The following is a 12,690-nucleotide window of genomic DNA, read 5'->3' as shown; positions in this document are numbered from 1 at the left end:
CTCACGATTCTCGCACCGCCAAGATCTGCTCCCTCAAAATCTCTGCGTGCCCGCAATGCTGAGCGAGTTCGCGTAGGACGTGCACCTGGATCCACCGCACTGTGAGCGGTCCACGCCGGTTGCCGCACCAGACGGTCGAGGCGCTGACGCCCGCAACAGCCTCCCGCGATGCCTGACAGGTTTCCAGATACTCCCGCGCAACAGACTCAATCGTGTCCGAGTCCTCTAGATCAAAGGACTCATCCGGCGACTTACCAATCCCCAAATCCGCCCGGGACATCCCCGTTCGAGCCTCTTGAAACCACACCCGTTCCACGAAAATCGCATGCTTGAGCAATCCCAGAAGCGTCGTCTTGGACGGAACCAGGCGCCGATGCGCTTCCTCTTCCGTCAGCCCCTCAAGAGCAGCCAGAAGCATGGCTCGGTGCTGATCGATGAACGCGAGGATCTGCGTCTCAAAATCCGCGGCGTACACGTGCACTTGATCGGGGTTACTCATGGAGACAGTATGGCGGACGGATTCCGCTGACATTACGACGACGCAGCGTAAGTCGTGCGCGCATCCTTCCGCTCACGCTGGGCTCACGCTGGGCTCCGGTTTTGCGACATGAGTCACAGGGTAGCTATCGTTGCATGCATTCGCTGAACACCGTTCAATAAATCGTTTTCGTGGCCGTGAATTCAGCGAAGCACTCGTTCTCCTCACCCCAGAAGGTCTACAACCGTGACTACTTCACACACCTCCTTAGAGCAGCCGGGACGCGGACGTCTCGATGCCACCAGCCTTGCCCGCGTGGCGATCTTCGCCGCCATCGTTGCCGTCCTCGGCCTGCCCGGCTCGTTCAGTGTCGCCGGCGGCGTCCCCATCACGTTCCAGACGCTCGGCGTCATGCTCACCGGCGCCATTTTGGGCCCATGGCTCGGCGCGCTCTCGATGACCGTTTTCATGGCGCTCGTCGCCCTCGGCTTGCCGCTTTTGGCGGGCGGCCGCGGCGGCATCGGCGTGTTCTTTGGCCCGTCGGCTGGCTACTTGTTCGGCTGGATTCTGGCCGCGTTAGTGATCGGACTGATTGTGCACGCGGGTAACCGCAAGCCGGTCACGTGGCGGACGTTCCTCGCGATGATCGTGGGTGGCATTCTGGCCATCTACGCCATTGGCATCCCGGTCCAGAGCGCCGTCACGCGCCTGCCGATCGGCGACACTGTCCTCACTAGCCTCGTCTTCATCCCGGGCGACCTCATCAAGGCCGTGATCGCTACGATTATTGTCATGACACTCGTCAAGGCCTACCCCCGCGCTTTCCGCCGCACGTGGGCTTCACAGAACGCGTCGGTAGCGGAACGGGTCTAATGATCGTTCCTTTAGACGGTGGACATCCCGGTCTACTCGAGCAGCTTCGTGAGGTCCGCACCGCTGGCAATGTGCCGTTGGTGTTGGATCCGCGGTGGTCTGCCGAGTACCGGGATTCCATGGTTTCTGCGGCAGCGAGCGTGGAGATTCCCGAAGGTACCGCGTGGGCCACGCTGACCTCGGGCAGTAGCGGTTCGCCGCGGATCGTGCTCCGTACGGCGGCTTCGTGGCGGGACTCGTTCGCCGCGGTGTCTGAATTTCTGGGCGGCAGCGGCACGGAAAGTGTGGCACTTCCCGCCCCTGCGTCGTCGTCCCTCACGCTCTTTTCCCTCGCGCACGCGCTGGACGGCGGGCCCACTCCGCACCCCCACATCACCCCCGAAACTGATGCGCTTCACGGCACCCCGCAGGCTCTTCGCGCGGCGCTCGAGGCGGGCACTCCCCCACGGTTGCGTGCGGCGCTGATCGGCGGCTCGCACCTGGATCCTGCCCTGCGCGAGCGCGCCGAGGCGGCCGGCATCCGCGTGACCGCTTACTACGGTGCCGCAGAGCTTTCCTTCGTGGCGTACGACGACGGAGCTCACCCCAGTGCCGCCCCTCACGAGGGTCCGGGCTTGCGAGCATTTCCCGGGGTTGAGGTGGAGATTCGCGAAGGCAACGAGTTGTGGGTTCGCTCGCCGTACGTGGCGTTGGGGTACGCGGGTTCTGCCGGGCCGTTGCGACGCGACGGCGCGTGGGCGACGGTCGGCGATCGAGCGGAGATTATTGACGGCCGCATTCGACTTCTGGGACGTGCCGATGATGCCATCTTGAGCGCTTCGGCGACCATCGTGCCGGAGGAAGTCGAGGCCGTGTTGCGTTCGATTCCAGGGGTGCGCGATGCGATCGTTTTTGGGCTGCCCCGCGAGCGCGTCGGCGCCCTGGTTGCCACGATGCTGGAGCTCGAGCCTGAGTGCGGCGAAACCCCAGCACTTGCTAGGATTCGTGAGCTTGCCTCCGCCCGGCTGGCCACGGCCCACCGACCCAAACGCTGGTTCCGCGGTCAGATTCCGCGCACCGCGTCCGGCAAACCAGCTCGCGCCGAAGTGTTGCGCTCAGTACTAGCAGGAGAGGCTGCACACCTTGGCTCCTAATCACGGCACTCTAGAAGATGCGCCGTTCATCATCGCCGCCCGACGCAGCCCTATCGGCACGCGGGGTCGCACGTTGGCAGGCTTGCGCGTCGAAGACTTGGCCGCACCCGTCATTCAGGCCGCCCTGCTCGATGCCGAAAACGTGAGCGGCTCCCCCATCACCGTAGCTGACGTGGTGCTGGGCAATTGCATGGGACCTGGCGGAAACCCGGGCCGCATCGCCGCCCTCGCCGCGGGCCTCGGACACGAAGTTCCCGGCGCCACCGTTGACCGACAGTGCGGCAGCGGCCTGGCCGCCATCGTTGACGCTGCCGCCGCCATCCGCGCGGGCGACGAGCGCATTCGCGTGGCCGGTGGCGTCGAAAGCCCGTCCACTGCGCCGGTCCGTTCGGTGAATGGCGTTGCCTATGACCGCGCACCTTTCGCCCCCACCGGTTTTTCCGATCCCAGCATGACCCAGGCCGCCGAGAACCTCGCGGCGCTGGACGGCATTTCTCGCGAGCGCCAAGACGCGCACGCCGCCCGTAGCCACGCTCGCGCCCGGGCCGCTCGGGATGCGGGCTGCTTCGACGCTGAGTTGGTTCCGATGGCTGGCTTGAAATACGACGACGCCATCGGTGCCGCCGAGCGTCTCCTCCCGCGCCTACCGGCGTTGTTTCCGGGTGGCACGCTGACGGCCGGGACCGCCACGCGCATTGGCGACGGCTCTGCCGCCGTGGTGATTGCCCCTGCTTCTTATGCTCGATCCATCAATGCTCCGGGTCTCGCGATCCGCGCGTCCGCGGTGGTGGGCTGCGATCCCGCGCTTCTTGGAATTGGTGCGGCGGGAGCGATTCAGTCGGCTTTGCGATCAGCCGGAGTGGAGCTCGCGGACATCGACGCGTTGGAGATCGTGGAAGCTTTTGCCGCACAGAGTCTGGCCGTGATCGACAGGATCGGGATTGATGAGGACGATTCTAGACTCTCCGCCGACGGCGGCGCTCTTGCCTTGGGACACCCGTGGGGTGCCAGCGGAGCCGTTGCAGTGGTGCGACTTTTCAGCCGACTGGTCCGTTCCGGTGCTCCCGCCGGGACTTTGGGGGTTGCCGCGGCGTCGATCGGTGGCGGCATGGGCATCGCAGCAGTAGTGGAGGTAGTCCGATGAGCACCGTTGAAAGCGCAAACGCCATTCATCTTGCTGGAGTCGGCGTCCGTCTGGGAGACACCGATGTCCTGCGCGATATTTCCCTCGATCTGAACGCGCGAACCATTGCCGTGATCGGCGAAAACGGTTCTGGTAAATCCACGTTTGCCCGGTTGATCAGCGGATTGATTCACCGGACCTCGGGAGAGCTGAGCGTGCTGGGCGTGGACCCGAATCGCAAAGCCGCGGAGCTGCGTCGTCGTATTGCAGTGGTCTTCAGCAACCCGGACGCGCAAATCATCATGCCCACCGTCGCTGAAGACGTCGCCTTCTCACTGCGCGCGGACCGCTTGCCCCCGGCCGCAGTGAAGGAAAAAGTGGACACGGCGCTGGAACGATTCGGGCTCACCGCCCTCGCCGAGCGCTCCTCCCACGACCTTTCCGGCGGGCAAAAGCAGCTGCTCGCACTCTGCGGAGCGTTCGTGCGCAACCCCGAACTCGTCATCGCGGACGAGCCCACCGCCTACCTCGACGCCCGCAACTCCCGGCGCGTGGCAGACCACCTCTTCGAAGACTCCGGGCACCGATTGGTCCTGGTCACCCACGACCTCGCGCTCGCCGAACGCTGCGACCAAGCCGTAGTGTTCGCCGGCGGCCGCGTGGACGCTGTGGGTGAACCGGCCGCGGTCATCGCTCGGTACGAAGAACTGCTGGCATGCTGACGCTGTATAAACCCGGGAACGGGTGGCTACACCGGATGCCGGCGGGCAGAAAGCTGCTGCTGATTGTGGTGGTAGTGCTCGCCGTTTCGCTCTTGCCATCCACGTATTGGGCCGCGGGTGTGGCCACCGGTGCCGCGATTCTCGGGTATCTCGTGGCCGGACTGGGACCGAGGTTTGCTGGGCTCTCTGCTGGACTCAAGGAGCTGTGGAATCAGGTGTACGGGGTGCGCTGGGTTATCGCGATTACGCTGATCAGCCAGCTGATTTTCATGGGGCCGGAGCCTGCCGTGGCGAACACCGCGCGCGTGACATCAGCCATTGTGCTGGCCGCGTTGCTGGCGCTCACCACGCGAGTGACGGCTCTGCTGGATGCGATCGAGCGTGGGCTGCGGCCTCTGGACCGCGTGGGCATTGACTCGCAGCGGATCGCCCTATTGCTCACCGTGACCATCAGTATCATCCCGGTGCTCGCCGGAAAAGCCAACGAAGTGCGCGATGCCCAACGCGCTCGCGGCGCCCGGATGAGCCCGCGCACGTTCGTGGTGCCGTTTTTGATTGTGGCGCTCAAGCACGCCGATGAACTCGGCGATGCGCTGACCGCGAGGGGTGTGCGATGAGTGTTTCCAAGCCTGCTGTTTTTGGTCCGACTGTGGACGATCAGACGCGCTGCGTCCACTACAGGACTGCGCTGGACGTCATAGCCATCAAGTTCGTGTGTTGCGGCGAGTACTACCCGTGCCACTTATGCCACGCGGAAACTGCCGACCACGAAGCACAGCAGTGGCCTGTGTCTTCTCGAGACGAACGCGCGGTGCTGTGTGGAGTGTGCGGCTACGAACTCGGCATCAACGAATACCTCGGCGTGGATTCATGCCCCCAGTGCGCCGCGGCATTCAACCCCGGATGCAAGTTGCATACGGAGCTGTATTTCCAGGGCTAGGACTTGTCTGGGCCTTGTTTAGGTCTTGTTTAGGCCTGTTGCTTCGCTGAAATTCCGGCGTCGATGGCTCGAGCTCGGATGTTGGCAAGACGGTTCTCGAAGCCGTTCGCGAGGTTCTCCGGAAGTTCATTGACCGGGAACCACTGCACGTCTTCGCTCTCGTCGCTGACCTCAATGTCCGTTGCGGGGTCCGCGAGCGCCACGAATCCGACGTCCCAGTGAGCCGCGCATTTGAACCCGCCGTGGAGATCATGGCGGTCGAGGTCCAAAATTTTGTCAGTTGCCAAGGTCAGCGTTGCAATACCCGACTCCTCGCGGGCCTCACGCTGGGCCGTGTCCGCAACCGTGGCGTCGTCGTCCTCTATGTGCCCGCCGAACTGCACCCAGAACTGGCCCTTGCGATGGAAGCACAGCAGCACCTTGTCCAAGTCTGGCGAGAACACGAAGCACGAGCCCGTGATGTGTTGGGGGCCGCCTTCTCTGCGGACCGCGGCGTCGCCGTGCGCTTCAACGAAGGCGATGTATTTGTCGCGGTCTACTGAAGCTGGAAGTGCGGACAGTCGGCTGATCAGATCTTCGGAAATCACCCGTTCATCTTCTCAGTTTGTTGACGGCTCTACTGTCAACAAAGCAACTTGGCGGTAAGTTCGTATCCACCAGTACCGTTTCGCCGACACTTCGAAGAATCTCTCCGGTTAACTTCCTGTGTTTGCTTCGCCCAAGGGGGTACGCCCGCCCATGCCACATCGCCGCGAGAAGAATGCCTTCGAGATCTCGAACGCTTCCTCATCAGCTTCGAAGTCATCCAGATTTTTTCTTCGACCAAAGCAACTGTGGTTCCTGCTGATTTCGGTGTTGGTGGTAGTTGCTCTTGTAGTTGGTATGAGCGTCTTGCCGGGATTTTTCCGGACAGAGCAGCCGACCAATTCTGCCTCCGAGTGGTTGTCCATACTTGATCCGGACCTCGATTCCGATTCGGACGGTATCCCTGACCAAGCAGAGTTGTCCGGTTGGAAAGTGAGCGACGGAAGCGTCTACTCCACTGACCCCTTCAAAACGGATTCAGATGACGACGGGCTCTCCGACCGCGAAGAGGCTGGCGATCTCGTAGCTGCATCAGACGGAGCCACTGCCTATACCGGGCTTTCTAACCCTACGGACAATGACTCCGACGACGATGGCCTCCAGGATAACGCCGAGGTATACGGCTGGTCCGTCCAGAGCGGCGAAAAGTACTTCACTAACCCCATGATTTCGGATAGCGATTCGGACGGCTTGATCGACAGCGACGAAGCCGGGGAGCTGCTCGAGAGCGAATCATCCGCCGCGGTGTACACCGGATATTCCAATCCCCATGTGCTCGACACTGATGACGACGGACTGAACGACTCCCAAGAGGCTGACAGCAGCTCAGATCCTCACGCGAGTGACAGCGATTCAGATGGTCTGAGTGATCTTCAGGAAGTGACACTTGTTGGCACGGACCCAACTGTATGGGATACCGATGCAGACGGCTTCAATGACGGCTTTGAAAAGGAAAACCGCGTTGCCAAGGGGCTTGATCCCCTCTTCGAGGATGTTGAAGTTTCTGCATGGGATTACGCTGGCGAATTCGCGAAGGGGGCTCTTGCCGGAGAGGCGTGGCCGTCCGAATCCATTGCATGGCTTGCCGGGAATCTCATTGCCGGCGGAGCAAGTTTCATTCCCGGAGTTGGTTGGATCGTAGGTAGCGCTGCTGATTCACGCGACGCTGTGGCCTTAGCTATCCGCTCTGACTGGGTTGGCGCCGGTTTTAGCATTGCGGGCCTTCTACCAGTTGCTGGAGATTCGACAACGGTGCCTTCAAGGGTCCAGAAGTTTGTCTCCCTTTATCCCAATCACTCCGAGAAAGTTGGTGGGCTGGTTCAATCGCTGAAGAACGTTCCCAATCATCTCAAAATGGCAGTCGCAAGAAGCCTATGGAGAGACTGGGATTACCTTGTGGGGGCCGGAGCTGACGAGGATGGGCTACTAAAACTCCTAACAAGCGCACGAATGAGTCCCGACAGCATTAGTTCGGGGATGAAGAGACCTGGCCATATTAGTGGCACTGCTTCGGTGTTCTTGAGTGGAGGTTTGGCCGGTGAAAGGGCGCTTAGCACATTCCTTCAACATCAAGGACAGAAAGTGCAGAATCAGGTTCGATTTTCTACAACAGGATGCATTGATGCGTGTAACCGCAACGCCAGAATCGTTGACTCCCTAAGCGACGGCGTTGCTCACGAGTCGAAAGTCGGATATGTGAGCTTGACACCAATGATTCGGAAACAAATAGCGTCCGATGCTTACCTCCGAGGTACGAGGCAGATCAAGGGCGCACATTGGCATTTCTACCCAAGTGACCATACAAATCAGGTTGGCCCTAGTAGTCAGGTAATCGACGAACTTGAGAAGTCCGACATCCCCTTTACCGTTCATTTAGCAATCACGAAATAAGTGGCATTAAAAGCAGGCTGTTGCTCGGCATTTCGTTTGATGTCCTATCTGAGACCTTGCGGAGACTCAGGCTTAATTAATGCTTCCTATGGCTTTGATCTTCTCAGCCACAATTGCCCGCTGGGCATCGTCCAGACCCTGAATCGGCAGAGGTACGCACTTCTTCGGCGCTAGATTCAGAAGTTCGGTGATCGCAGCGGTAACGCGCAAACTGCCGCCCAGTTGGTCGAAGAGCTTCCACAGCGGCGCAAGTCGTCGGAATCGGCTACTGCATACTAAGAGTGACGTGTTATGAGGCTGAGGGTAACCTCTGCCATAGGCGCAGAGCACAGTAAAGGGGAGCTAATAATGAAGTACGTGGCACTTTTTAGAAACCTCAACCTCGGCCAAAAAGGCAGCCCGTCGAGCGGCGAACTCCTCGATGCCTTCGGCGGCCCAGAAGTCGCGACCAACTTTCAGACCAACGGCACCGTGGTTTTCGAAACCACGGACTTAGAGTCAACGAAGAACTTAGTGAAAACACGTCTCGCGGAGTCCGGCTATCTGCAGAGCTTTTCCGTCCTCACACTCGAGGAGATGGCAGAATTCGCCGCCCAGGCACCACAAGTTGATCCAGCCGGAAACGTGTACCGCGTCATGGCGTCCTTCTTTGATGCACCCGAGGAGCCACAGATCGCTCTCCCGCTACGGAGCAAGAACAACCTCGTGGAAGTCCGCAGCATCTCAAGGAATCACGCCTGGAGTTTGACCTGGAAGCCCAACAGCAGCGTCGGTAACGTCACCGGCCTCTTGGAAGAACACCTTGGCGTTCCTGTCACTTCACGGACGGCCAGCACGGTGGGAAGGCTCGTCAAGAAATTCAGCGACAGCTAATAAACGAAAAGTCCCGGTGACAAGTCGAAACTTGTTACCGGGACTTTCTTTTTGTGGAGGTAAGGGTGTTGAGTCTCACCACATCGTTCACCCCATCTCCTGGGACATCCTTCACCCCGAACGTTTCTCTTTCCGGGGCTTTTATCGGTGGCGAGTGATCGTTCACCTAAAGACCTGGGACATCGTTCACTTCCGGGCGATTCACACCCATGTCCTAGGACATCGTTCACGAAGATAAACCGTGAGCACCCGGAACAAAGCCATCATCCTGGCCGTCAAACAAGGCTCGATGTCCACCCGAGCCGCAGCCCAGCAATTCAACGTTTCACAACGATGGGTCAAAGAACTCCTCAGCCGCTACGTCCGCGAAGGACAAACAGCTTTCCAACCCCGCTCGAAACGACCCAAAACAACCCCCAACCGCACCCCAGAACCCATCCGCGAACGCATCAAAGAACTCCGAGAACACCTCACCCAACAAGGCCTCGACGCTGGCCCCGAAACCATCGCCACCCACCTCGCCAACGAAAACCTCTACGTCCCCGCAAAATCCACCATCCACCGCATCCTTCGCACCCAAGGACTCGTCACCGATAACCCCAAAAAACGCCCGAAATCCTCCTACACACGCTTCCAAGCAGAACAACCCAACCAACTGTGGCAATCAGACTTCACCCACTGCAGACTCGCAGATAACACCGACGTCGAGATCCTCAACTTCCTCGACGACCACTCCCGCTACCTCCTGAGCATCACCGCCTACAAGCGCGTGACAGGCAGAAACGTCGTCACCCAATTCGAAAACACCACCCACGAACACGGCCGACCCCAATCCATGCTCACCGACAACGGACTCGTTTACACCACCCGACTCACGAACTTCACCCGAGGAATCGAACCCGCAAAAAACCTCTTCGAGAAAACACTCCAAAAATGGGACATCAAACAAATCAACGGCAAACCCGGCCACCCCCAAACACAAGGCAAAATCGAACGATTCCACCGCACCCTCAAACAATGGCTCACCCGCCAAAAACCCGCCCACACCATCGCAGAACTCAACACACAACTCACACACTTCCAAACCATCTACAGCACCCTGCGACCCCACAAAGGCGCCGGACGCAAACCACCCATCCACGCCTACCAAGCACGCCCCAAAGCAACCCCACAACCGCTGCCACAAAACGAATACAGAGTCAGAACAGACAAAGTCGACAAATTCGGAAAACTCACCATCCGCTACGACGGCAAACTACGACACCTCGGAATGGGAGTGGCCTACCGCGGCCACAAAATACGAATGCTCATCGACAACGCCGACATCACCGTCATCGACACAAAAACCGGAGAAATACTCAAACAGTTCGAAATCGACCCCAACAAGAACTACCAAGGGTTATAGGCCAGAAAGTGTGTAACGAATAGGCTTGCTTCCCTTGTGTGAGTAGGGCAAGACGGGTGTGCATATGCTTTGGGAGCATATGGGGTGCCTGTTGCTTCGAATCGGCCACGTTGTGGTGTATGTGATCGTGTGTTGGTCAAAAACGGGAAAACGACGGCCGGCCGAACGCGGTGGCGTTGTCTGGACTGTGGGGCGTCAACGACTCGAACTCGTTCTGATGTATCCCGTAAGGCCGAATTGGCTGCGTTCATGTCCTGGATCTTGAGCTCCCGCTCTCAATCCGATTTTGGGTCTTCGAGCCGCTCTTTTCGACGCGACACCAGTTGGTGCTGGAATGTTCGGGTACCGCCACCGGCCGCGACGGGACAGATTCATCATCAGATCATGCTTGATGGCACGTATTTCAACGGGTGGTGCGTGCTGATCGCATTCAACGGTCAGCACGTGATTGATTGGCAGTGGTGCGATACCGAGAAAAAGATCGCGTGGCAGGCATTACTCGAACGCATCCCAGCACCAAAAATCGCGATCATTGACGGTGGTACCGGGCTCAGATCTGCGTTGAAGGATTCATGGCCGAGCACGAGGGTACAGCGCTGCTATTTCCATATCTTTCGGAACATCCGCCGTGAACTCACCTACCAGCCACGTTTACCTGCCGGGAAAGAGCTTGCCGCTCTCACGAGCGCGCTGATGAAAGTACGCACCCAGGAAGAAGCCGCCTCGTGGGTGCGTGAATACGCGCGATGGGAAGCGAGATGGGACGAGTTCTTACGCCACCGCACCTACGCGCGGACCGGGCAGGAACGACCCTCGAGCGTTCCCCAAACCAGCCAGTGGTGGTACACGCATCAACGCCTCCGCAGAGCCCGGAACATTTACCGACGCTTGATCAAGGACAAGTGTTTGTTCACGTGGTTAGAAACCACCCTTCAACCAGACTCGGGGCAGAAAGTTCACCGCACGACCTCCCCACTAGAGGGTGGCCCTAACAAGGCCATCAAAGACCTCTTACGGTTTCATCGCGGGCTACCCGAGGCCCACGCACGAACCGCGGTGGACTGGCTCCTAGACTCACTCACCGAATTCCCACGAGAACCATGGACCCTAGTGTCGCCAGAGCATTTCAACCCACCAAGAAAACAAGCAGTCAACGAAGAAACTGACACGCCACCAACCTACGACAACCACTTCAGCTGGGAAGACGGAAACGGCCTACAAAACGGATGGGGAGGCCGACGCCACCAATGACACGCCAGACATTTACACACATTTTGGCCTATAACCCAAAACCCAGCACCCACCAGGCCACAAGTTAAACAAAAATGGGGTTATAGGACATTAAAGTGTGTCTGATGGGGCTTGGTTGCCTTTATCGGCGCGGCTAAACGGGTGTTGGCATACTTTTCGTTGTTTATTCGGGAAGCGTGGTTGACAACGAGCGTTTATGCGTCCTGTGTGGTGGCGGGCTGAAAAGGAACGGTTCCACGAGTGCTGGAGCTACCAGGTATCGCTGTAAATCGTGTGGCGCGAGTAGTTCTGAACGGATACAACGCGTCGACGTGCGTCGACGCCACGAGCTCTCCCGATTCCTGGAATGGCTGCTGGGAAACAAGACTCAATCCCAAGTCGCTCAGGGCGTGGATCCACGCTCGTTTCGTCGCTCCACACACTGGTGCTGGAACATTACTCCCGCGATCGAGGTCACCGGAGAGATCTATCCGGAAGTCCAGCTCGACGGCATCTATCTCGGTTCCTGGTGTTGCTTGATCGCGATCGCTGGCGAACACGTCATCGGTTATCAATGGTGTGACACGGAAAAACGCGTGGCGTGGGAACAGCTCCTAACTCGTTTCCCCGCACCAGATTTGGTCGTGATTGATGGTGGTTCCGGGCTGGCATCCGCGCTGAAACATTGCTGGCCCGAGACCCCTGTTCAACGCTGCCTGGTGCATATTCAACGCAACGTGCGCGTGCTGATCACGATGCGCCCCCGCACGACCGCGGGCCGCGAACTACGGGCTATTTCCCTTGCCCTGACACGGATCACGAGCCAGGATCAAGCGCGTGCATGGCTACTTGCACTCAACCAGTGGCACGGAAAACATCACCAGATGCTGAACGAGAAAACCTACCGTTCGCACCACCGTGGTTCGCTGCCGCAAAGCGTGAGGCCGCACCAGCGCTGGTGGTTCACACACGACCGGCTACGCAAGGCCTACCAACTCCTCGAGCGCGCCAGCCAACAAGAAGTCCTGTTCACCTATCTCAAAGACGAGCACCGCTCACGGAACGCCTCATCAACAACGAACAGGATCGAAGGAGGCATCAACGCGCAGCTACGCAATCTTCTACGCAACCATCGCGGACTGACCCCTGAGCACGCTAAACGAGCCGTGGAATGGTTCCTCTACAAGCACTCCCAGAACCCAGCACCAGCCCACCAACTCATCAAAAAAGAACACTACGAGCCCGTCGCCTACACGCAAGAAATCGAGGAACACATCGGACCCGCAGAACTCGGAACAGGACTCAACGCAAACGAAGGACTCTGGCACCGAAAAGGATGGGCCGGCCGCGCCTCCTAAAAAGACACGCCCGACCCAGACACACATTTATGTCCTATAACCCCAAAAATGTCCTGGGACATCGTTCAGAACGATGTCCC

13 protein-coding genes are annotated in these 12,690 nt (G+C 59.2%); 11 read left to right on the top strand and 2 right to left on the bottom strand.

Annotated features, from left to right (window positions below):
• Window position 1: 1 nt before the first annotated feature.
• Window positions 2–499, bottom strand: coding sequence for a DinB family protein (locus tag BKA12_RS11050; RefSeq protein ID WP_183643776.1), 498 nt, complete (start codon window positions 497–499; stop codon window positions 2–4).
• Between the two features lie 225 nt (window positions 500–724).
• Here BKA12_RS11050 and BKA12_RS11045 point away from each other — a divergent pair, with 225 nt between their 5' ends.
• Genes BKA12_RS11045 through BKA12_RS11020 form a run of 6 tightly spaced genes read left to right on the top strand, consistent with a single transcriptional unit; the run spans window position 725 to window position 5,269 of the window.
• A complete protein-coding gene (locus tag BKA12_RS11045) occupies window positions 725–1,351 on the top strand; it encodes a biotin transporter BioY (RefSeq protein WP_183643773.1) in 627 nt (208 codons plus the stop codon).
• Window positions 1,351–2,484, top strand: a complete 1,134-nt coding sequence (locus tag BKA12_RS11040; RefSeq protein WP_183643769.1) for a class I adenylate-forming enzyme family protein — start codon at window positions 1,351–1,353, stop codon at window positions 2,482–2,484. The genes BKA12_RS11045 and BKA12_RS11040 overlap by 1 nt, the downstream gene beginning before the upstream one ends.
• Window positions 2,474–3,628, top strand: a complete 1,155-nt coding sequence (locus BKA12_RS11035; protein ID WP_183643766.1) for a thiolase family protein — start codon at window positions 2,474–2,476, stop codon at window positions 3,626–3,628. The genes BKA12_RS11040 and BKA12_RS11035 overlap by 11 nt, the downstream gene beginning before the upstream one ends.
• Window positions 3,625–4,329 (top strand): energy-coupling factor ABC transporter ATP-binding protein, encoded by a 705-nt coding sequence (locus BKA12_RS11030; RefSeq protein ID WP_183643763.1) that lies wholly within the window; start codon window positions 3,625–3,627, stop codon window positions 4,327–4,329. The genes BKA12_RS11035 and BKA12_RS11030 overlap by 4 nt, the downstream gene beginning before the upstream one ends.
• Window positions 4,323–4,946: an energy-coupling factor transporter transmembrane component T family protein gene (locus BKA12_RS11025; RefSeq protein WP_183643761.1), complete on the top strand. Its 624-nt coding sequence runs from the start codon at window positions 4,323–4,325 to the stop codon at window positions 4,944–4,946. Before BKA12_RS11030 ends, BKA12_RS11025 begins: the two co-directional genes overlap by 7 nt.
• Window positions 4,943–5,269 (top strand): CHY zinc finger protein, encoded by a 327-nt coding sequence (locus tag BKA12_RS11020; protein WP_183643757.1) that lies wholly within the window; start codon window positions 4,943–4,945, stop codon window positions 5,267–5,269. The genes BKA12_RS11025 and BKA12_RS11020 overlap by 4 nt, the downstream gene beginning before the upstream one ends.
• A gap of 29 nt (window positions 5,270–5,298) precedes the next feature.
• Here the strand turns inward: BKA12_RS11020 and BKA12_RS11015 are convergent, their stop codons facing one another.
• Window positions 5,299–5,856 (bottom strand): NUDIX domain-containing protein, encoded by a 558-nt coding sequence (locus BKA12_RS11015; RefSeq protein ID WP_183643754.1) that lies wholly within the window; start codon window positions 5,854–5,856, stop codon window positions 5,299–5,301.
• A gap of 151 nt (window positions 5,857–6,007) precedes the next feature.
• On the opposite strand from BKA12_RS11015, the gene BKA12_RS12565 reads away from it, so the two are divergent.
• The 5 genes from BKA12_RS12565 (at window position 6,008) to BKA12_RS10990 (ending at window position 12,610) form a co-directional block, all read left to right on the top strand.
• The gene (locus BKA12_RS12565) at window positions 6,008–7,744 is read left to right on the top strand and encodes a hypothetical protein (protein ID WP_183643751.1); all 1,737 of its coding nucleotides are present in this window, start codon (window positions 6,008–6,010) and stop codon (window positions 7,742–7,744) included.
• 348 nt (window positions 7,745–8,092) lie between these two features.
• Window positions 8,093–8,617 (top strand): DUF1697 domain-containing protein, encoded by a 525-nt coding sequence (locus BKA12_RS11005; protein ID WP_183643749.1) that lies wholly within the window; start codon window positions 8,093–8,095, stop codon window positions 8,615–8,617.
• A gap of 241 nt (window positions 8,618–8,858) precedes the next feature.
• On the top strand, window positions 8,859–10,022 hold the full coding sequence (locus BKA12_RS11000) for an IS481 family transposase (RefSeq protein WP_221228087.1): 1,164 nt from the start codon (window positions 8,859–8,861) through the stop codon (window positions 10,020–10,022).
• Between the two features lie 84 nt (window positions 10,023–10,106).
• The gene (locus BKA12_RS10995; RefSeq protein WP_183639878.1) at window positions 10,107–11,273 is read left to right on the top strand and encodes an IS1249 family transposase; all 1,167 of its coding nucleotides are present in this window, start codon (window positions 10,107–10,109) and stop codon (window positions 11,271–11,273) included.
• Between the two features lie 176 nt (window positions 11,274–11,449).
• The gene (locus BKA12_RS10990; protein WP_183639812.1) at window positions 11,450–12,610 is read left to right on the top strand and encodes an IS1249 family transposase; all 1,161 of its coding nucleotides are present in this window, start codon (window positions 11,450–11,452) and stop codon (window positions 12,608–12,610) included.
• Window positions 12,611–12,690 lie beyond the last annotated feature (80 nt).

The sequence above is a fragment of the Neomicrococcus lactis genome, from assembly GCF_014200305.1.
GTDB lineage: Bacteria > Actinomycetota > Actinomycetes > Actinomycetales > Micrococcaceae > Neomicrococcus > Neomicrococcus lactis.
Note: the sequence above shows the minus strand (reverse complement) of the source record. Positions and strands in the feature narration are given on the sequence as shown.